This window comes from Collinsella sp. CLA-AP-H1 (assembly GCF_040092945.1).
GTDB lineage: Bacteria > Actinomycetota > Coriobacteriia > Coriobacteriales > Coriobacteriaceae > Collinsella.
The window spans coordinates 111,252-130,589 of the sequence record NZ_JBBNKO010000004.1; the positions used below are offsets into that span (position 1 = coordinate 111,252).

At 63.7% G+C, this 19,338-nt stretch carries 18 protein-coding genes and 1 tRNA gene; 13 read left to right on the forward strand and 6 right to left on the reverse strand.

The genetic code is table 11. The annotated features are described in order from the left end of the window. Positions 1-5: 5 nt before the first annotated feature. The 3 genes from AAAV44_RS03665 to AAAV44_RS03675 all read left to right on the forward strand — a co-directional run bounded on the left by AAAV44_RS03665 (position 6) and on the right by AAAV44_RS03675 (position 2,268). Positions 6-82 (forward strand) — tRNA-Glu (locus AAAV44_RS03665). Positions 83-232: 150 nt separating this feature from the next. After that, positions 233-1,540 (forward strand): lysylphosphatidylglycerol synthase transmembrane domain-containing protein, encoded by a 1,308-nt coding sequence (locus tag AAAV44_RS03670; protein WP_349114602.1) that lies wholly within the window; start codon positions 233-235, stop codon positions 1,538-1,540. A 116-nt stretch (positions 1,541-1,656) separates the two neighbouring features. After that, positions 1,657-2,268, forward strand: a complete 612-nt coding sequence (locus tag AAAV44_RS03675) for a TetR/AcrR family transcriptional regulator (RefSeq protein ID WP_158558596.1) — start codon at positions 1,657-1,659, stop codon at positions 2,266-2,268. A 188-nt stretch (positions 2,269-2,456) separates the two neighbouring features. Here AAAV44_RS03675 and AAAV44_RS03680 read toward each other — a convergent pair whose 3' ends face one another. The 6 genes from AAAV44_RS03680 to AAAV44_RS03705 all read right to left on the reverse strand — a co-directional run bounded on the left by AAAV44_RS03680 (position 2,457) and on the right by AAAV44_RS03705 (position 9,615). Then, entirely contained in the window at positions 2,457-3,890 is a 1,434-nt protein-coding gene (locus AAAV44_RS03680; protein ID WP_117837195.1) for a radical SAM protein, read from the reverse strand. A gap of 188 nt (positions 3,891-4,078) precedes the next feature. Beyond that, positions 4,079-5,389 (reverse strand): ABC transporter ATP-binding protein, encoded by a 1,311-nt coding sequence (locus AAAV44_RS03685; RefSeq protein ID WP_349114603.1) that lies wholly within the window; start codon positions 5,387-5,389, stop codon positions 4,079-4,081. Then, positions 5,390-6,412, reverse strand: coding sequence for an iron ABC transporter permease (locus tag AAAV44_RS03690; protein WP_349114604.1), 1,023 nt, complete (start codon positions 6,410-6,412; stop codon positions 5,390-5,392). 22 nt (positions 6,413-6,434) lie between these two features. Then, on the reverse strand, positions 6,435-8,006 hold the full coding sequence (locus AAAV44_RS03695; RefSeq protein WP_349114605.1) for an ABC transporter substrate-binding protein: 1,572 nt from the start codon (positions 8,004-8,006) through the stop codon (positions 6,435-6,437). Positions 8,007-8,010: 4 nt separating this feature from the next. After that, positions 8,011-8,544, reverse strand: a complete 534-nt coding sequence (locus AAAV44_RS03700; protein ID WP_022094565.1) for a hypothetical protein — start codon at positions 8,542-8,544, stop codon at positions 8,011-8,013. A gap of 144 nt (positions 8,545-8,688) precedes the next feature. Then, a complete protein-coding gene (locus AAAV44_RS03705) occupies positions 8,689-9,615 on the reverse strand; it encodes a sirohydrochlorin cobaltochelatase (RefSeq protein WP_022094564.1) in 927 nt (308 codons plus the stop codon). 458 nt (positions 9,616-10,073) lie between these two features. Here AAAV44_RS03705 and cobM point away from each other — a divergent pair, with 458 nt between their 5' ends. Genes cobM through AAAV44_RS03755 form a run of 10 tightly spaced genes read left to right on the forward strand, consistent with a single transcriptional unit; the run spans position 10,074 to position 19,314 of the window. Next, positions 10,074-10,865: a precorrin-4 C(11)-methyltransferase gene (gene cobM / locus AAAV44_RS03710; protein ID WP_138112457.1), complete on the forward strand. Its 792-nt coding sequence runs from the start codon at positions 10,074-10,076 to the stop codon at positions 10,863-10,865. Position 10,866: 1 nt separating this feature from the next. Next, complete coding sequence (cbiD, locus tag AAAV44_RS03715; RefSeq protein ID WP_349114654.1) at positions 10,867-12,051, forward strand: cobalt-precorrin-5B (C(1))-methyltransferase CbiD; 1,185 nt, start codon at positions 10,867-10,869, stop codon at positions 12,049-12,051. Continuing rightward, positions 12,044-12,277: a hypothetical protein gene (locus AAAV44_RS03720; protein ID WP_342996255.1), complete on the forward strand. Its 234-nt coding sequence runs from the start codon at positions 12,044-12,046 to the stop codon at positions 12,275-12,277. The genes cbiD and AAAV44_RS03720 overlap by 8 nt, the downstream gene beginning before the upstream one ends. 42 nt (positions 12,278-12,319) lie before the next feature. Next, positions 12,320-13,411, forward strand: coding sequence for a cobalamin biosynthesis protein (locus tag AAAV44_RS03725; protein WP_349114607.1), 1,092 nt, complete (start codon positions 12,320-12,322; stop codon positions 13,409-13,411). Then, positions 13,411-14,154 (forward strand): precorrin-3B C(17)-methyltransferase, encoded by a 744-nt coding sequence (gene cobJ / locus AAAV44_RS03730; protein ID WP_117769633.1) that lies wholly within the window; start codon positions 13,411-13,413, stop codon positions 14,152-14,154. The genes AAAV44_RS03725 and cobJ overlap by 1 nt, the downstream gene beginning before the upstream one ends. Further along, positions 14,142-15,491, forward strand: coding sequence for a precorrin-6y C5,15-methyltransferase (decarboxylating) subunit CbiE (cbiE, locus tag AAAV44_RS03735; protein ID WP_349114608.1), 1,350 nt, complete (start codon positions 14,142-14,144; stop codon positions 15,489-15,491). The genes cobJ and cbiE overlap by 13 nt, the downstream gene beginning before the upstream one ends. Beyond that, on the forward strand, positions 15,488-16,870 hold the full coding sequence (locus AAAV44_RS03740; RefSeq protein WP_349114610.1) for a cobyrinate a,c-diamide synthase: 1,383 nt from the start codon (positions 15,488-15,490) through the stop codon (positions 16,868-16,870). The genes cbiE and AAAV44_RS03740 overlap by 4 nt, the downstream gene beginning before the upstream one ends. After that, a complete protein-coding gene (gene cobT, locus AAAV44_RS03745) occupies positions 16,863-18,005 on the forward strand; it encodes a nicotinate-nucleotide--dimethylbenzimidazole phosphoribosyltransferase (protein WP_349114612.1) in 1,143 nt (380 codons plus the stop codon). Before AAAV44_RS03740 ends, cobT begins: the two co-directional genes overlap by 8 nt. Further along, positions 18,002-18,550 carry a bifunctional adenosylcobinamide kinase/adenosylcobinamide-phosphate guanylyltransferase gene (locus tag AAAV44_RS03750; protein ID WP_055250409.1) on the forward strand — a complete coding sequence of 183 codons (549 nt, stop codon included), beginning with the start codon at positions 18,002-18,004 and terminating at the stop codon, positions 18,548-18,550. Before cobT ends, AAAV44_RS03750 begins: the two co-directional genes overlap by 4 nt. Beyond that, positions 18,547-19,314, forward strand: a complete 768-nt coding sequence (locus AAAV44_RS03755) for an adenosylcobinamide-GDP ribazoletransferase (protein ID WP_349114613.1) — start codon at positions 18,547-18,549, stop codon at positions 19,312-19,314. The genes AAAV44_RS03750 and AAAV44_RS03755 overlap by 4 nt, the downstream gene beginning before the upstream one ends. Positions 19,315-19,338 lie beyond the last annotated feature (24 nt).

Here is a 19,338-nt window from a genome sequence, read left to right on the forward strand (position 1 = left end):
CTTATGGCCCGTTCGTCTAGCGGTTTAGGACGCCGCCCTCTCAAGGCGGAGATCACCAGTTCGAATCTGGTACGGGCTACCACGCATTTGATACCCGGGCTTCCCATGGAAGGCCGGGTTTTTTATTTTCAAACAACCGTCTGCAATTCCCGTTTGAACCAGAGCTTTGCGTTCTGTCCATGGTCCTTGCGGGTACAATATCCAAGATATTTTGACTGTTAGAAGGAGTCTCATGACGGAGTCCTCTCAGCATACGTCTAAGCCCCAGGTCGAGGTTGAGGCCTCGGGCGGAGATGACAATAAGAGCGCACGCCGCGGCGCCATCTTCATCGGCGTCGTGCTGGTGGGTTATATCGTCTATCTGGTGGTAACCGGGCAGATGGGGCAGTTCTGGGCCGCAATGTCGAGCGTCCAGGCGCCATGGCTCGTTGTTGCGTGTCTTTGCATGTTCATGTATCTGTTCTTTGGCATTGTGGCCTATGCGATCGCCGTCTGGCTCGACCCATATTCGCCCGTCGGTATCCGCGACCTGATTTCGGTCGAGGCGAGTGGCATCTTCTTTGGCAACCTCACGCCCATGATGATGGGCTCGACTCCCGCCCAGATCTACCGCCTGACTAAAGCGGGCCAAAACGTCGGCGAGGCCGGAGCCACGCAGTTCACGCGCTTTATCGTGTACCAGTTTGGTCTCGTTGCCTGGGGCGCTATCCTACTGCTTGCTCGCATGCCGTTTTTTGCCGAGCGCTATGGCGACATGACGTTGCTGTGCGTCTTTAGCTTTGGTGGGCACTGCTGCATCTTGCTGGGCATCTTCGCCGTCGCGCTGATGCCTAAGACCGTCACGCGCGTCGCCCATTGCATCATCAATTGGCTCGAGCGTATTGGTGTCTCGGCCACTAAGATCGAGGGATGGCGCACGTTTGTCGATGGCGAGATCTACTCCTTCTCCGAGAAGTTCAAGCTTTCGGCCGGACATTTTTCTTCCATGCTGCTCACCGTGTTTATCACCATGCTGCAGCTCGCGTTTTTCTATCTGGTTCCGTATTTCCTGATGCTTGCCTTTGGCCATCACGAGGTCGACTTTTTCTCGGTCATGGCCGCGAGCGCCTTTGTCCAGCTGCTGAGCTCTGCGGTTCCCTTGCCCGGTGGAACTGGTGGCGCTGAGGGCGGCTTTGCATTGTTCTTTGGTCATTTCTTTGGGTCGGCTTCGACCGCCGGCTATCTGCTGTGGCGCCTCATTACGTTTATTGCGCCGACCATTTTGGCTGCGCCCCTGCTGGGACTTAAGAGCGCCCACAACGAGAGCATCCATGCACGCTGGGATCGTGTGATGCGCAAGCTCGGCCGCACGCCTCAGACGCCCTCTGCGCCCACTATGCCGCACCCCACGAATGCTGTTACCGTTGATCCCAAGAAGCGCGCTCAGAAGGCTTCTGGGACCGCTAAGCCGGCTCATAAAGCCTATGTGCGCCAGACAGGTGATGGTATTCGCGTATCTCCGTCGGCACTCAATAAGAAGAAGCATCCCAAGTCGCAGTAGGGCAGTCGTGCGTTCTTCATGATGCGGGGCATATTTGTGCTGTATGGGGGATAATCCTCTTACGTAGATTATCTCTCATCTGTTGATGAATGCTCGCATATCGAAGGGACACGCCCATGGCAACCAGCAAACCGCGTCTTGATCGTCGCATCATTCGCAGCCGTAATGCCATCCTTTCGGCTTTCGAGCGCCTGCTCATGGAAAAGCCGCTGGCAGACATTACGGTGAGTGCCATCGCGCGCGAGGCCAATGTCGACCGCAAGACCTTTTACGTTCACTTTGGTACGGTTGACGGCCTGCTCGATGCCATTGCCGTCGATGTGGTGGAGATGATTGTCGACTCGGTCGAGAAAACGCTTGCTTCTATGGACGGTGACACCAGCGAGCGCGCTCTTGGCGCGGCGGCGACCTTCTTTAAAACCGTTAATGAGGCGCTGTGCAACAACTTAGTGCTCAATCGTCAGCTGATCGAGAATATTCCGCTCGATGATTTCATGGCTCGTCTTCGTGCGCCGCTCGAACATGAGATTGCCGAGCGCGATCTGCTGCCCCAAGGTCTCAAGGACGAGATGTTCGACTATTATCTGGCGTTTTTGCTGTCGGGTATTATCGGTATCTATCGCACGTGGGCACTGTCTGACGGCTCGGTTCCTATCGAGCGCGTCTCTGAGGTCGCCAACGACCTGACTCTCAACGGTCTGTCGAGTCTGGAATCTCGCTTCGAATAGCATCGATAATTCAACAACTTAAAGAAGTTGCGGTGGAATAGGGATTGTTTTGGTTATTGGAAGGCCGTTCCGGTCCCTATTTCACCGCAACTTAGTAAAACTGTTTTGATGGTAAGGCGGAGCAGCCTCGAAGATGAGCCTCGAGACTGCTCCGCTTCATTTCTGAGCGTTTGTCGTGTAGGGCAGCATTAATCGCCGTTTTTGAGTATGCGGCCCTGTTTTTCGAACTTGTGCATGTCGCTATCGGCCATGCCCTGCGACTTGTCCTCGTGACGCTTGGCGTATAACGGATCGTCGAAGTCGTTCCAGATGCGGTCGGCGACAGGTGACCATGCCTCGGCGGCAGCCTGGGTCTTTTCGCGCAGCTGCTCGGGTGACTCCTTCTCGATTAGGTCGGTGCTCATTGCGCCACTCTCGGCGACCAGTTTTGGCAGCACGTCGGGATTCTCGAGCATGGGGCATGGTTTGAGGTAGTTGTCGTTAAACGGCATGTTCTCGTAGTACTTCATAAAGAGGGGAGAGCGCAGCGCGTCGAGTAAGCTCACATCGTGGATGTTGGCGTTTGAGTAGTGGATGAACACGCACGGCTCCACGTCTCCGGCGGCGTTGATGTGCAGGTAGCGGCGGCCGCCGGCGATACATCCGCCTACAAACTCGCCGTCGTTTTGGAAGTCGAGCGTAAACAGCGGCTTCTTCTCACGCATTTCGCGGATAAAGTGATACATGTGCTCGCGCTGCTTGGGCGTGGGCATGAGCTCGGGGGTTGCATTGCGGCCAACCGGCATAAAGTGGAAGTACCAGCAGAAGAGTGCTCCCTCGCCGATCATCCAGTCCATGTTCTCCTCGGTAGCAACCGTATCGGCATTGGCGCTGGTCCAACAGGTGGAGATACCAAACGGCAAGTCGCGCTCGCGCAGGAGTTTCATGGCGTGCTCGATCTTTGCGTAGGTACCCTCGCCGCGACGGGCGTCGGTGGTGTGCTCATTGCCCTCGGCGCTGATGGCGGGGACAAAATTACCTACGCGAATCATATCGTCGCAGAAGGCCTCGTCGATCAGCGTGGAGTTGGTAAAGCAGAGAAACACGCAGTCCTGATGTTTTTCGCAAATTCTGATCAGGTCGTGCTTGCGGACGAGCGGCTCGCCGCCGGTATAGATGTAGATATGCGTACCGAGCTCTTTGCCCTGTGTAACGATAGAGTCGATGTCTTCGAACGAGAGATTCTGCTTGTAGCCGTACTCGGCGGCCCAGCAGCCCGTGCAATGCAGGTTGCAGGCGCTCGTGGGATCGAGCAGGATGGCCCACGGAACGTTGCACTGGTACTTTTCGCGGTTCTTTTCCTGCTCTGGCCAAGCAAGCAGGTTAGCGTCGACAATGAGGGTCTTAAGCAGCTTGGTTCGCATCTGGGGATTAAGGCTGAACACACGCATGATCAGGTCATACCAATTGCCGCGGCTCTTGATGACATTGGTGAATGCCTCTCGCTGTACAGGAAATACGCGATTGGGGACCAGCTTGTTCACGAGGTCCATGATTTTGTCGATGTTTTCTTGCGGGTTGTCGTCGAGATAATCGATGAGCTTGTTGAGCGCTGCACGCTCTGCTGACTGTGTAAGCGACATGGGTATATCCTTTCACGTGTGCTTAATGTGTGATAATACCCACTTGTGGATTAAACGAAGTCTAAAGATTTGTAATGTGTCTATTCAACGAATCAATTTAATTTGGGGTGAAGCGTTATACGCCGGCACCTTCTAAGTTGCGGTGAAATAGTGTCAGATGGGGATGCGGACGATTTCTTGGACCGCGCCTAGGCGTATCCATTGGAATCCTCCGATGCGCCTTCGCACGCTCGCATGACCTCGATGCCATGTGAGCGTGCGAACTCGACGAGCTCTGCGTTGCGGGCGTTTATGGTGCCGAAGGCGGCGGGGCACACGATAAGGCGCGCGCAGTGGACGAGGAGCTCTTTGGCGCGGGCTATGGTTTTATCCCCGATCGGCTCGAAGGCGCGCTCGGCCACGCATTCCGTCGCCAGGTCGCGCGCGAGCTCGCAGTCGATGTCCCCTTCGTGCAGAACGCCCGCGTAGAACGCCTTGCCCTGCCGGATGAGCTGGCGAAACACAGCCGACCCCGTACCTGCGCCGGCGATGACGAACGTGTGCGCATCGCCGTGTGGGCGCCCAATTTCCACGCTGCCGAAGCGCTCGTTGAAGGTGCCATGTTGAAGGCCGTAGAGCTCGCCAATCGTCTCGCGCGTGAATATGTCCTCGGGTGCGCCGGCGCGGAAGACCCGGCCGTCCTTCACGCAAATCACTTTGTCGGCGCTTTTCTGCGCGAGCTCGAGTTCGTGGATGGACATGATGACAGCCACATTCCGCGATTTCGCAAGGTGGCGAAGTATTCGCAGCAGGTCGATCTGGTAGCGGATATCGAGATACGATGTGGGCTCGTCGAGCACGAGCACACGCGGATCCTGCGCGATGGCGCGTGCGAGCATGACGCGCTGGCGTTGCCCGTCGCTTATCTGCATGAAGTCGCGCTCGGCGAGCTCTTCCACATGTGCGGTTTTCATGGCCTCGTCGACCCGACTATGGTCGTCGGGCGAGAGTGTGCCCATTCGCCCGGTGTAGGGATGCCTTCCCGCCTCTACGATATCGCGGCAGGTGAGGAGCTCGGTCCGGGGGCGATCTGTCAGCATAACGGCAAGGTTCCTTGCGAACTCCGCCGTCTTCCATCGGGAAATCTCCCGCCCGTCGAGCTCGACCGCGCCGGCAAGCGGTGCCAGATGGCGTGTGATGGTTTTCAAGATGGTCGACTTGCCCGAGCCGTTCGGCCCGATGAGTGCCACGACGTCGCCCGCGCGAACCTCCAGATCGACGCCTTCGACTACGACCTTCTTGTCGTAGCCCGCCGACAGGTCGCTTATGCGGAAAAGCGGCGCTCCGTCAGCCTGCGTTGCGACCGGGGTTTCGAGGTTCGACTCCGCTCGGAGGAGGCGTCCCGTGCGCAGTTCCGCACGAGCCGAAAATGCATTCTGGCGCTTTCGTGCGAGCTCAGGATTGTCTAAGCATGGAATGTCCCCTCCGAGCGTTTTGGGCTGCGGCACGAATTTCCCCATCTACCTCACCCGCTTCTTCAACATGAGTGCGATAACCACCGGCGCGCCGAAGATGGCGGTGACGGCGCTGATGGAAAGCTCGACGGGGGAAAACAGCGTGCGCGCGATCAAATCGCAGCCCGCGCAGAAGATGGCGCCTCCCAAGAAGCACGCAGGAATCACTCGGATGGGCTTCGACGACTTCAGCGCCGACTTAACGAGATGCGGAACCGCGATGCCTACGAACGACACCGGACCAGCGAACGCGGTCACGCAGGCGGAGAGCATGCTCGCTAGAAGGACGAGCACCACGCGGAAGCGTGCGACGTTCACGCCGACGCTTTTCGCGTAGGCTTCTCCCAGCTGGAAGGCGGAAAGGGGCTTCGATATCGCGAATACGCATGCGCTCACGGTGATCACCACGACCGCGATGACCGCGACGTCGTCCCAGCTCGAACCCGAGAAGCTACCCAAAGACCAGTTGTGCAGGTTCACGATGGACTGGTCGTCGGCGAAGGCGATGAGGAAGTTCGTCGCCGCCGAGCAGATGTATCCCACCATGACGCCCGCCACGATGAGCATGGCCATGGAACTTATGCGCCGTGCGATGAGGAGCACGAAGCCGATGGTGATAAGCGAGCCCAGAAACGCTGCGACCACCATGGCCGGCGAGGACATGGCCTGGTTCGCGCCCAGAAGTACGATCATCGTAAGCGCGACGACGAACTTTGCGCCCGAGGAGACGCCCAAGATGAACGGGTCGGCGATGGGGTTGTTGAAAAACGTCTGCAGCAGGAACCCGGAGAGGGAAAGCGCCCCGCCGAGAAGCACGGCTGAAAGCACACGCGGCACGCGAATCTCCCAGATGACTTGGCTTTCCATGGAATTGGCCGCGCCGCCCGAAAGGATGCCGGGGATGTGGTCTGCGGGCACGAGCACGCTCCCGATGCACAGGTTGGCCCCGACGAGCACGATGAGGGCAACGGCGAGCAGCGCCGTCACGACGCGACACCGCGCGGCGCGCCCCGATTCGTCGTATGTCATGGAAAGTCGGCTTCTCATGGTGCTAGCCGAGCTTCCTCAGATAATGGAAGTCGCTCGCGTCATCGCCGGTGAACGCCCCGTGCAGCTCGTCGATAATGTCGGCGGTAGAAGTCATCTGCTGGTACATGTCGGCGCTTGTGACCCAGACGTTGCCGTTCTTCACGGCTTTGAACTGCGACAATAGCGCGTTTTTGCCTACGAAGTCGTTCAAGGTGGCAACCGATTCGTCGATGGTGCCGTTGTAGACGATGATGTCGGCATCCTTCGCCGTCGCGTAGAAGCGCTCCATTTCGAGCGTTACTGACGAACCTGACGTCGACGCCGTCTGCGCGTCATCGAGCGCGTAGTTGCCGCCTGCAAGCTCGATCATCTGCGCCACGTAGTCGCCCGCCCGCCGCGTGACGGCGGCCCCGTTCGAGTTAATGTAGAAATACGCCACGGTTTTACCTGACGACGCAAGCCTCGACGTTTGCTCGACGCGGGCCTTCTGCTCGTTGAACAGGTGCGCGGCCTCGTCTTCCTTGTCGAATAGGACGCCGAAAAGCTTAATCCACTCGACGCGCCCGAGTGCTTCGGGCTCGCTCGACGACTGTTCGGTGAGCACGACGAGTCCGAGCTTCTGCAGCTTTTCCTTCACATCGGGCGTGTGGTTGATCATAGTGTTCTCGATGGCGAGCGTGCAGCCCGAGGCCGATATTCGCTCGTAGTCGGGCGCGCTGTACTTGCCGCCGTAGGCGATCGCCCCACTTTCGAGCGCGCTTTTGAAGCCCGCGACCGAGCAATCGTCGGCCTTCGTGCCCGACATAATGATATTGTCGTTCGCATCGAGCGCGTCGACCAGGCACATCGTCGCCGACGACACGAGGTACACCTTGTCGGCGGGGCGCCTTATGACCGCGATGTCGGAGCTCAACCCATCAGGTACCTTTGCATTTTGCGGCACCACGAGGAAGCGCTCCCCGTTCGAAATGCAGATAAGCCGCAGGCCGCCTTCGTACTCGTCGACAGTGAAGTGCTCGGCGTATTCAAGCTGAAGCGTCCCCGTCGGCTTCCAGCCGCAGCCCAAATCGGCGTTGTGGAAGTCGGCCGCGGCGTTTGAAGCCGTTCCCGCAGGGGAGCCGCCGCTTGCTTCGTCGCCCGATTTCTCCTTCATGGTGGATGAATCGAAGTGGAGCGTGTAGTCGATGGTGTGCGGCGTTGACATGGCGACGGTCTCGGCCGACACGGCGATGTCCTCGTCGAGCGTGACGGGTATCTCGAACGTGGAGTTGCCGCCGTCGTTTACGGGCGCGTAGTCCACGCCGTCGACGGTCATTTTGTCGTAGTTCGAACTCGACCAGGTGATGGTCGCGGTGTAGGTGTCGCCATCCTTCACAATTGTGGTGGGTGAGGCGATGCTTGCGCGCCCTGACCCGCCGGAGAGCGAGACGCTCACAGTGTATTCCTGAGAGCCTGCCGTGCCACCGGTCGCGTTCAGGCTCGCACTGCACCCCGCGAAGGGAAGCGCGAGCAGGGCGACGAGAACGCAGGCGATCGCGCGCACCGCGATGCTGCGACGCTTCCTGCTTTCCCCCTTGGGAAGAATCGACCGCATGGCGTTACTTCAGTGCGTCGGCGCGCAGATCGACGCCGGCGGATTCGAATACGAGCGTGCGGTCGTACCACCGCTCCCTTTTAATGCTCCACGCGGCGCAGGCGGTGTCCTCGTCGAGCGCTTCAACGGGCACGTCGTAGGTGTACTTGCCTTCCGCGTTTTCCACATAGGGGATGAAGTCGGCCTCGCTCGCGGCGGCAGCCTCGTCACCCGTGCCCATGAAGAGCTTGCCGTAGCCCGTGCCGGAAAGTGTCATCACGCAGTGCATGGAGCCGTTTTCCACGATGAGCTGGGCGTCCACAATCCTGAACATGTTCGAGCTGGAATCTACGGTGATCGGATAGGTGCCGTCGGCCACCTTGTCGGCGGTGATGGGGGCAGCGCTTGCGCCCTCGGGCGCATCGGCCGCCTGTTCGGTCTTTTCCTGGGAATCGGCATCGCTTGCCTTTGCGCTGTCGATTGAATTTCCGCCGCAGCCGGCGAGCGAGAACGCGAAAAGCGCCGCCGACAGGGCGAAGGCGAGGGTTTTCTTCAACATGGAGGGGTTCCTTTCAATCGCTTCGACCGCCCGCGCCGTGCGGTGGGCGGGCGGGATGCGAATGCAACGGGCATGCACCGTCAGTCGGGGAAGGCGCATGCCCGTTGCACGGGGACGCGACCGGCGCCCCCGTGCGCGGCGAGTTTACAGCTTGGCGATGGCGTCGTCCACGTGCGAGACGTAGATGTCGTCGACCGCGACGTTCTGTCCCAGACCCTGGAGCAGGCACGTCACTTCGAAGCCGGCGGCCACGAACTTCGCAGCCCAGCTGTCGGGGTCGGTCTCGTCTGCCATGTCGTTGTTCGCGTGGTCGCCCGCGACCACCATGAACGGCGCGAGCACGGCCTTCTTGTAGCCTGCGGCGCTCGCGGCGGCGATAACATCCTCGCAGGTCGGTTCAGCCTCGACGGTGCCGACGAAGAACTGCGTCAAGCCCTCGTTCTTGAACACTTCCTGCATCTTGGCATAGTCGGCGTTGGAATCGGCTTCGGTGCCGTGACCCATGAGGCACAGCGCCGTCTTGCCGTCGTCGAAGGACGCCATGTTCTCCTTAATGGCTGCGGCCACCTTCTTGTAGTCGTCGTCGGAGGTGAGCAGCGGGTCGCCGAGCGAGATCTTGTCGAACTTGTCGGCGTACTTGTCGAGCTCGTCTTTCACGTCGGTGTATTCCAGGCCACCCATGAGATGCGTCGGCTGCACGACGATTTCCTTCACGCCGTCTTCCACGCAGCGGTCGAGTGCCTCGGTCATGTTGTCGATCGTGATGCCGTCGCGCTTCTTCAGCTTGTCGATGATGATCTGCGCGGTGAAGGCGCGGCGGATGTCGTAGTCCTGCCAGTACTTCTCGCGGATAGCGTCTTCGATGGCGCCGATGGTGATGTGGCGCGAGTCGTTGTAGCTCGTGCCGAAGCTCGTGACGAGGATGACCGGCTTCACGGCCTTCTCCTTTTCACTCGATTTCTCGGAACTCGCGGAGGTGTTGGAGCAGCCCGCGAGCGCGACTCCGGCGAGCGCGACGGCTCCGGTTGCTGCGGCGCCCATGAAGCCGCGGCGTGACATCTGGTCGGACATGGTTTTTCCTTTCCTCGGTTTGCCGGTCCCCCGGCGACAGTTGCTTGTCGGCACAAGCGAAAGAAAAGCGCACCCCTCGGGGTTCACAAGGAGCTAACGCCACGGCGATGCCGTGAGGAAAAGGCGAAGCAGTCTGGCTTGGGGCGCGAGGCGGTTCGCCCGCGCGTCCTATACAGTAATGTCCCTTGCCCAGGATTCCCACCTGGTTCCCTCCGCAAGCCAGCGCGGGCTGTGCGGGCGCCGCGCCGGTCATTTCCTTTTATCCGATTGTCATATGCTCGTTGCCGAATCTTTTACTATGATAGTGGGCACTTGTGAACGTGTCAAAGCCAGGGCGGGCGGCATTGCGCCTTCTGCCTGCGTATTTGCGCCGATTGCCGCCGCAGGCGCCGTGTTTTGCCCGCTGCGCGAATGGCGGCGTAAACGGTTTCGATGAGAAACGGGAAGGGAAGGCTCGGATGATTCATATCGTTGGCGCAGGCTCGGGCGCCGCCGACCTTATCACGCTGCGCGGGGCGCGCCTTCTGCGCGCGGCCGACGTGGTCGTTTGGGCGGGAAGCCTTGTGAACCCCGAGTTGCTCGCTGAGTGCAAGGAATCCTGCATCGTCTACGACAGCGCGCACATGACCTTGGAGGAAGTGCTCGACGTGATGTGCGCTGCAGATGCGCGGGGCGAGGAAGTGGTGCGCCTGCACACGGGCGACCCGTGCCTGTACGGCGCCATCCAGGAGCAGATGGACGCGCTCGACGCGCGCGGCGTGGACTACGAGGTGGTGCCCGGCGTGTCGAGCTTTTGCGGTGCCGCGGCGGCGCTTCGCCAGGAATACACGCTGCCGGGAATCAGCCAGTCGGTCGTGATCACGCGGCTTTCCGGACGTACCCCCATGCCCGCGGGCGAGGGCATGCGCACCATGGCGGAAAGCGGCTCGACCATGGTCATCTTCCTGAGCTCGGGTATGCTCGCCGAGCTTTCCGCCGAGCTTTTGGCCGCGGGCCGCAGTTCCGACGAGCCGGCGGCGCTCGTGTACAAGGCGACCTGGCCTGAGGAGCGCGTGGTGCGATGCACAGTGGGCACGCTCGCCGATGCGGGCGCGCGAGAGGGCATCGACCGCACGGCGCTCGTGGTGGTGGGCCGCGTGCTCGGAGCTCGCGGCGGGCTTGCGCACAACGGCGCGCAAGCGGAGTCGTACGAGCGCAGCAAGCTTTACGACCCTTCTTTTGCCACGGGGTATCGGAAGGCGAGCAGCTAGCGTGGCCTTCGAGCACTACATATATACCGGGACGACCCGCCTGCGCTGCGGCTACACCACGGGGAGCTGCGCCGCGCTCGCGGCGAAGGCGGCCTGCGAGATGCTCTTGTCACGAAAGCCCGTCGGCCTCGTGTCGATCGTCACCCCCGGCGGGCTGCCCGTCGAAGCGAACGTGGTCGACGCATGCATCGGCGAGGGGTGCGCCCAGTGCGCCGTGCGAAAGGACGCAGGCGACGATGCCGATGTGACCGACGGCGTGCTCGTGTACGCGCGCGTGGAACATGCGGGGTCGGGCACGGGTGCTGCGGGCAGCAAGGGCGTGCCCGCGCGCGAATCGGAAGTTTCCGTCGATGGCGGCGTGGGCGTGGGGCGCGTGACGTTGCCCGGGCTCGAGCAGCCGGTGGGGGCGGCCGCCATCAACGCGACGCCGCGCGCGATGATCACTTCGGCGGTTCGCGAGGTGTGCGCCGCGCACGGCTTTTCTGGAAATATTGCTGTGACGATTTCTGTACCCGAGGGCGTTGCCCTTGCCGAAAAGACCTTCAACCCGCACCTGGGGATAGAGGACGGCATCTCCATCCTGGGCACGACGGGCATCGTCGAGCCGCGCAGCCTCGCTGCCTTGCGCGACAGCATCGTGCTCGAGATTCGGCAGCATGCGGCTATGGGGCGGCGCGGAGTCGTGCTCACGCCCGGCAACTACGGCGCGCAGTTCATCTCGGGGCATTTCCACCTAAACGGTGCGCCGGTGGTCTTTATCTCCAACTTTGTGGGCGATGCGATTGATTGCTGCGTTCGCGAGGGATTCACCAATGTCCTTCTTGTGGGACACATCGGCAAGTTGGTGAAGGTCGCGGGCGGCATCATGGACACCCATTCGCGTACCGCCGACTGCCGCGCGGAGATTCTGGCCGCCCACGCGGCCTTGGCCGGCGCGGGCGCGAAGACCGTGCGTGAGATCCTGTCGTCGGTCACGACCACGGCGGCGCTCGAGGTAATCGAGGCCGCCGGCGTGGGGGACGCTGCGCGCGCCTCGCTCGCTGCGGCAATCGAGGACAGGTTGCGCCGCCGCGCGGCGGGCGCATGCGACATCGCCGCGGTCGTGTTCGACGCCGAGCGCCGCGAGCTTTTCCGCACGTCGGGCGCCGATGCAGTTATCGGGGAATTGGGGGCGACGTATGAGTAAAGGCGTTCTGTACGGGGTGCGCCGCGTGATCGGCTGGTCGGGGACGAAGGTGGTCATGAAGGCGCGCCGCTCGCTTGCGGACACGAAGCGCATCCTTCGCGAGGAGGGCGCCTTCGACGGTGCCGAGCTCGTAGAGGACTGTGGTCTTCCGGGCGAGCGCGTGTACCGCTCGCTCGACGATGTGCCCGATCGGGGCAGCTACTTCTCGACGATGGTAGTGCGCTAGATGAGGATTTCCTGCATAGCGTTCACTGAGAGGGGGTATGCGTTGGCGGAGCGCACCGCACGCGCGCTTTCCGATTGCGCGCAGACAGGTGAAGATGACCCTGGCTGGAACGTTTCCGTTTCGCGCGGGTTCGGCGAGGGGAAGGCCGACCTGCGCGCATGGACGGCGCTCGCGTGGGAAGCGTCGGACGCGCTTCTGTTCGTCGGCGCGGCGGGCATCGCCGTGCGGGCGATCGCGCCGCATGTCGCTTCGAAGGCAAAAGATCCTGCGGTTGTGGTGATCGACGAGGCGGGGCGCTTTGCCGTCCCGCTTTTGTCGGGGCATTTGGGCGGTGCGATCGAGCTTGCGCAAACTGTGGCACGCGCGGCAGGGGCCATCCCCGTCATCACAACGGCGACCGACGTCCGCGGCGTGTGGGCGGTGGATACGTGGGCGCGCTGTGAGGGGCTCGCCGTTTCGAATCCCGAGGCTATCAAGCGAGTGTCGGCGAGGCTGCTTTCGGGCGGGCGCGTGGCGCTCTATTCCGACATGCCGATTTCGGGACAGCCGCCTGAGGGGGTTGACATTGCGTCCGACCGCGCTCGGGCCGATATCGTCGTGTCACCGTTCGCTGGCGCGAATGCAGGTGCGTTCGTTCGCGCGGCGGAGACAACGGGCGAGGTCGTGCCCGCCGGTGAGACGGGGAAGCCGGCGGGCGTGCGGGCGCAGGCGCCTGCGCCCGAGCCGCTTCGCCTTTTCGTGCCCTGCATCGTTGCGGGCATAGGGTGCCGTCGCGGTGCGTGCGCCGAAGCGATCGGGGAGGCGTTTCTTCTCGCGTGCGGGCAGGCGGGCATCTCGCCTTCGGCCGTGCGCGAGGCGGCGACGATCGACGTGAAGGCGCACGAGGAGGGTCTGCTCGCCTTCTGCCGCGCGCGCAATATCCCGCTTACGACGTATTCCGCAGAGGAGTTGTCGCAGGTCGAAGGCAGCGTTTCGCCATCTGATTTCGTGCGCGCGACGGTGGGGGTCGACAACGTGTGCGAGCGCGCGGCGCTCGCGGACGGGGGTAAACTGATCTTCCCGAAGCTTGCTCACGGCGGCGTGACCGTCGCGTTTTCCAGGGTAACTATCGAACTTTCGTTTAAGGAGCGGTGATGGGAAAGCTCTTCGTGGTGGGGATCGGCCCGGGCGGCCCCGACGGCATGACGATTGCGGCTCGGCGCGCGCTGGAGGCGGCCGACATCGTTGTGGGGTACACGAAATACGTGGAGCTCGCGCTCGCCGCCGTGCCCGACGCGGCGCATCTCGCGACGCCGATGATGCACGAGGTCGAACGGTGCCGCCTGGCGCTTTCGCGCGCGCAGAGCGGAGAAGCCGTGGCGCTCGTGTGCAGCGGTGACGCGGGCGTGTACGGCATGGCGAGCCCTGTGCTGGAGCTTGCGGAGGACTACCCCGATGTAGACGTGGAAGTTATCGCCGGGGCCACCGCGGCTCAGAGCGGGTCGGCGGTGCTCGGCGCCCCGCTTGCCCACGACTTCGCGGTCGTGTCGCTCTCCGACCTGCTCACGCCATGGGAGGTCATCGAGCGCAGGCTCGCCGCCGTGGCGAGCGCCGACTTCTGCATCTGTTTGTACAACCCGCGCAGCAGAAAGCGCGCCGACAGGCTCTCACGCGCGGCGAAGATTATGCTCGAATGGAAGGCCCCCGACACGCTCTGCGGCTGGGTACGCAACATCGGGCGCGAGGGGCAGCAGTCGGGCATGTGCAGGCTCTCCGAGCTGGGGGAGATCGACGCCGACATGTTCACCACCGTGTTCGTCGGCAACGCGGACACGAAGCTCGTAGGCGGCCGTATGGTCACGCCGCGCGGGTATCGGGAGATTCCATGCGAAAGGTAACGATCATCGGGGCGGGGCCCGGAAACCCCGACTTGCTCTCGCGCGCGGCGCTCGACGCGATCGACATCGCCGACGTGGTCATCGGCGCTCATCGCGCGCTTGCCGGCATCGACGTGCCGCCCGACGTGGTGAGATGCGAGCTCGTGAAGACGGCGGACATCGCCGCCGCGCTCACCGATGCGGCGTCGTGGCAGCGCGCCGTGGTCGTGATGACGGGCGATGTGGGGCTGTTCAGCGGCGCGCGCCGCCTGGTGGAGGCGCTCTCCGGCAACGCGCAGGTGGACGTGCGCGTCATTCCCGGCATAAGCTCAGCGTCGTATCTCGCCGCGCGCCTCGCGCGTCCATGGCAGGATTGGCGCTTTGCGAGCGCTCACGGCGTGGCGTGCGACATCGTGGCCGAGGCCGAGCGCGCAGGTGAGCTCTTCCTCGTCACGTCGGGCGGGGAAGACCCCTCGCGGCTTTCCGGCGAGCTTGTGCAGGCGGGCTTCGGGGACGCGCGCGTGACGGTGGCCGAGCGCCTGTCGTACCCCGACGAGCGCATCACCTGTGCGACCGCAAGTGAAATCGCAGGTCAGACGTTCGACGACTTGAACGTGATGCTTATCGATTTCGCAGGCGGCGCCGGGTCGCCTGCGGGCTCTAGCGCAGCCTCCGAGGCGCCGGCCGGCGCGTCTGCGCCCGCGGCGGCTTCTTCCGCGGTGGACTCTGCGGGCGCATCCCGCGCCGCGAGCTCCCGCTGGCCGTACGCTTCCTCGGGCATTCCCGACGAGCTCTTCATCCGCGGTGACGTTCCCATGACCAAGCAGGAGGTGCGAGCCGTCGCGCTCGCGAAGCTGCGCCTTACCGCGACCGACACCGTGTGGGACGTCGGCGCCGGCACGGGGAGCGTGTCGATCGAGGCGGCGCTCGTCGCGCGAGCGGGGTCGGTATGGGCGGTCGAGCGCAACGCGGCCGGCGTGCGGCTCATCCGAGAGAACGCGGATGCATTCGGGTGCGGCAACGTGTATGCGGTCCCCGGCGTCGCTCCCGAAGCGCTCGCGAAACTGCCCGTCCCCGACGCCGTGTTCGTCGGCGGGAGCGCGGGCGAGCTTCCCTCCATCGTGGAGGCGGCGCTCGAGAAGAATTCGCATGTTCGCCTGTGTGTGCCATGCGTCACCATTGAGACACTCACTGAGGCGTGCGCGCTCCTCTCGGGTTCGCGCTTTAAGGGGTTCGAGGCGTGCCAGTTGTCGGCCGCCCGCGCCGAGGCTGTAGGCTCGCATCATCTTATGAAGGCGCAAAACCCCGTGTTCCTCGTCAGCGCGCGTGGTGCAGGTGGGGAAGGCGGTGCCCGGTGAGCACGTCCATCCCGCGCTTCATGGTCGCTGCGCCCTCGAGCGGGAGCGGCAAGACGGTCGTAACGTGCGCGCTCCTGCGCGCGCTCGCGCGCCGCGGCCTCGCATGCGCGGCCTTCAAATGCGGCCCCGACTACATTGATCCGCTCTTTCATCGCCGCGTCGTGGGTGCGCGCTCGGGGAACTTAGACGGCTTCTTCACCGACGCCCCGACGCTGCGCGCCCTGCTCGCACGCGGCGCCGCGGGCGCGGATATCGCGGTGCTCGAGGGGGTCATGGGCTTCTATGACGGCATGGCGCCCGGCGTGGCCGACGCGAGCAGCTACCAGGTTGCGCGCGACACGGAAACGCCGGTCGTTTTAGTGGTGAACGGGCGCGGGGCGTCTTTATCGCTCGCCGCCGTAATTCGCGGCATCGCCGAGTTCCTGCCTTGTGCGAACGTGCGCGGCGTCGTGCTCAACAAGACGAGCGCCGCTGCCTGCGCCTACGCGAAGCCTGCGATCGAGAAGCACACGGGCGTCGCGGTTCTGGGGAATATCCCCGCCGACGAGGTGTTCTCGCTCGAAAGCCGGCATCTGGGGCTTGTGACCGCCGACGAGGTCGAGCAGCTCTCCGCGCGCATCGACAAGATGGCCGAGCTGGTGGAAAAGAGCGTCGATGTCGACCGCTTGCTCGAAATAGCGGCGACGGCACCCGATATCCGCGAGGATCCTTACCGGTTGGAGCCGATCGCGGGAGCGCGGCCCATCGTCGCCGTCGCGCGTGACGAGGCGTTCTCGTTCTACTACGAGGAGAACCTGCGCGCGCTCGAGGACCTGGGTTGCGAGTTGGCCTTTTTCAGCCCCCTGTGTGATAGCGAGTTGCCCCGGGGGACAAGCGCCCTCTATCTGGGAGGCGGCTACCCGGAGCTCCATGCGCGGCAGCTCTCCGAGAACGCGCCGATGCGCGAGGCGGTGCGGCGCGCGGTTGAATCCGGCATGTCGACGGTCGCCGAATGCGGTGGGTTTCTGTACCTGCAGCGCGAAATCTCCGATAGCGAGGGGCGGCGCTGGCCTGTTGCGGGCGCCCTTGAGGGCGCAAGCGAGAACGGGGGAAGGCTGTCCCATTTCGGGTACGTGGAGCTCACTTCTCAACGCGACGGGCTCTACGGGCCGCGCGGCACACGCATCCGCGCGCACGAGTTCCACTACTGGCAGTCCACCTGCCCGGGCGGCGACTTCTGGGCTCAGAAGCCCCGGCGCGACAAGGGCTGGCCGTGCATGACGACCACCCCGTCCTTGGTTGCGGGCTTCCCGCATGTGTACTATCCTGCGAACCCCGACGTTGCGCGCGCGTTTGCATCTGCCGCAGCGTCGTTCGCAGAGAGGAGACGGCATGGCTGAAGCAACCGAAACCGCGCTTGCCTGCATCCGTGAGGAAGTCGAGCGCGCGTTCTCGTCGGCGCCGGGCGCCGTGCTCGAAGCCGCGCTCTCCCGGATCGCGCCTGCAGACGAGTGCGCCCGCGCCGCCGCGTACGCCGCGTGGGACTCCATCGCGCACCCTTTGGGGGGATTGGGCGACTTTGAAGACGCCGTCGCGTGTATCGCCGCGGCTCAGGGGAGCGCCGAGGTGGCCGAGTTTCCCCGTGCGCTTGCGGTATTCTTCTCCGATAACGGGGTCGTTGCCGAAGGCGTGTCGCAAAGCGGACAAGACGTGACGCGAGCTGTCGCGCGCAACATGTGCGAGGGGGCCACGAGCGCCTGCCGCATGGCGGCGTTCGCGGGTGCCGAGGTCGTGCCCGTCGACGTGGGTATGGCCCGGGGCATAGAAGACGCGCGCATGGTGCGCGCGAACGTGCGGCGGGGGAGCGACAATATCGCGCACGGCTCCGCTATGTCTCGCGATGGGGCCGTGCGCGCGATCGAGGTCGGAATCGCCGTCGCGTGCGGACTTGTCCGCGCCGGCGTGCGCCTTCTCGCCGCGGGCGAGATGGGCATTGGCAACACGACCACCTCGGCGGCGGTGGCCGCAGTGCTCCTCCGGGCGGACGCGCGGAGCCTCGTCGGGCGCGGCGCGGGGCTCTCGGACGCCTCGTTCGCGCGCAAGCGCGACGTGGTCGAGCGCGCTATCGATGCGAACTCGCCCGATCCCGCCGACCCGATCGATGTGCTCTCGAAGGTGGGCGGCTTCGACATCGCGGCGATGTGCGGCTTCTACCTGGGGGCCGCGGCCTCGAAGGCGCCGGCGCTCCTCGACGGGGTCATATCCTGCACGGCGGCCCTGTGCGCGGCGCGCCTGTGCCCCAACGCCTTGGGTTACCTCGTGGGCACCCACGCATCAAGCGAACCCGCAAGCCGGGAGCTCCTTCGCGAGCTCGGCATAAAGGCACCCCTCGACGCAGGCATGCATTTGGGCGAGGGCGCGGGCGCCATGGCGTATCTGCCCCTTCTGGATTCGGCGCTGCGTGTGTACCGGGATGGGAAGACGTTCACGGCGACTGGCATGGCTGCTTACGAGCATTTCGAGGCCGGAAAATGACGGTGACGCTCGTCATCGGCGCCGCCGCTAGCGGCAAGAGCGCCTACGCCGAGTCCCTGTGCCTCGGGCACGACGGCCCTCGCGTGTACCTGGCAACGATGGAGCCCTTCGGGGAAGAGGGCGCCCGCCGCATCGCGCGCCATCGGGCGCTGCGCGAGGGCAAGGGGTTTTCCACCCTCGAGCGCACGCGTGACGTGGGCGCCGCAGTGCCCGGGCTTCCGCGCGGCTGCACGCTTCTTTTGGAGGACGTGGGCAACCTGGTTGCAAACGAGCTTTTCGCGGAAGGCGGCTTGTCCCCACGTGACCCCGACGCTGCGGCGCGCGAGGTGCTCGGAGGCATCGAACGGCTCGCTCAGGCCGCTGCGTATACGGTGGTGGTCACCGTCGACGTGTTCGCCGATGGGATGCGCTACGATGAGGGGACCGAGGCATGGAGGCGCGCGCTCGCGCGCGTGAACGCGGGCGTGGCGGCGCTGGCCGACCGCGCAGTCGAAGTGGTATGCGGGATTCCCGTGTGGATGAAAGGCGAAGGACCTACAAGGTGAAGATAGCAGAGGCAATCGGCGCGGCGTTCGGAACGTTCTCGCGCATCCCCGTCCCGAAATCGGCTTGGACCGATTTCGGGTCAACCCATGCTCTTGCCGCGTTTCCCCTGGTGGGCCTTGCGGAAGGCTTACTCATGACGGCGTGGGGGCACGTGGGGAACCTGCTCGGCGTGCCCGCGACCATCGTCGCGGCTGTGTTCGTGGCGCTGCCTGTGGCGGTGACGGGAGGCATCCACCTAGACGGGCTCTGCGACACCTCCGATGCGCTTGCAAGTTGGGCCCCGCGCGAACGAAAGCTCGAGATCATGCACGACCCGCGGGCGGGCGCCTTCGGGGTCATCGGTGTTGTCGTGTACCTTATTCTGCAGTTTTCCCTGTTCACCGCGCTGCCGCTTACGGCGGGGACGTTCCTCGCGCTTCTGTGCTCGCTCGTGTTCTCCCGCGCGCTTTCGGGGCTCGCCGTTGAATGCTGGCCTGCCGCGCGGGCGGACGGCATGGTCGCAGGGCTCTCGCCTGCGAAGAAGCGCGCGGCGATCGTCGTGCCGCTTTGCGCTTTCGCTGCGGCTTCGGCTGCGGGGATGGTCGCGTGCGCTCAGGCCGTCGGCGCCCTTATGGCGGTGGCGGGGCTTTTGGCGCTCGCGTGGTACCGCCATGTTGCCCTGTCCCGCTTCGGCGGGGTGACGGGGGATTTGGCCGGATGGTTTCTGCAATGGGCCGAGCTCGCGATGCTTGCCATGCTGGTGGCGGGGGGCATGCTCCTATGATGCTCGTGGTAGGTGGCGCGCATT

Coding starts and splice junctions, on each gene's coding strand:
- cobJ (WP_117769633.1), top strand. CDS start 13,411: ATGGGAAAGCTCTTCGTGGTGGGGATCGGCCCGGGCGGCCCCGACGGC.
- AAAV44_RS03680 (WP_117837195.1), bottom strand. CDS start 3,890: ATGTCGCTTACACAGTCAGCAGAGCGTGCAGCGCTCAACAAGCTCATC.
- AAAV44_RS03670 (WP_349114602.1), top strand. CDS start 233: ATGACGGAGTCCTCTCAGCATACGTCTAAGCCCCAGGTCGAGGTTGAG.
- AAAV44_RS03705 (WP_022094564.1), bottom strand. CDS start 9,615: ATGTCCGACCAGATGTCACGCCGCGGCTTCATGGGCGCCGCAGCAACC.
- cbiE (WP_349114608.1), top strand. CDS start 14,142: ATGCGAAAGGTAACGATCATCGGGGCGGGGCCCGGAAACCCCGACTTG.
- AAAV44_RS03720 (WP_342996255.1), top strand. CDS start 12,044: ATGAGTAAAGGCGTTCTGTACGGGGTGCGCCGCGTGATCGGCTGGTCG.
- AAAV44_RS03690 (WP_349114604.1), bottom strand. CDS start 6,412: ATGACATACGACGAATCGGGGCGCGCCGCGCGGTGTCGCGTCGTGACG.
- AAAV44_RS03685 (WP_349114603.1), bottom strand. CDS start 5,389: ATGGGGAAATTCGTGCCGCAGCCCAAAACGCTCGGAGGGGACATTCCA.
- AAAV44_RS03675 (WP_158558596.1), top strand. CDS start 1,657: ATGGCAACCAGCAAACCGCGTCTTGATCGTCGCATCATTCGCAGCCGT.
- cobM (WP_138112457.1), top strand. CDS start 10,074: ATGATTCATATCGTTGGCGCAGGCTCGGGCGCCGCCGACCTTATCACG.
- cobT (WP_349114612.1), top strand. CDS start 16,863: ATGGCTGAAGCAACCGAAACCGCGCTTGCCTGCATCCGTGAGGAAGTC.
- AAAV44_RS03695 (WP_349114605.1), bottom strand. CDS start 8,006: ATGCGGTCGATTCTTCCCAAGGGGGAAAGCAGGAAGCGTCGCAGCATC.
- AAAV44_RS03750 (WP_055250409.1), top strand. CDS start 18,002: ATGACGGTGACGCTCGTCATCGGCGCCGCCGCTAGCGGCAAGAGCGCC.
- AAAV44_RS03700 (WP_022094565.1), bottom strand. CDS start 8,544: ATGTTGAAGAAAACCCTCGCCTTCGCCCTGTCGGCGGCGCTTTTCGCG.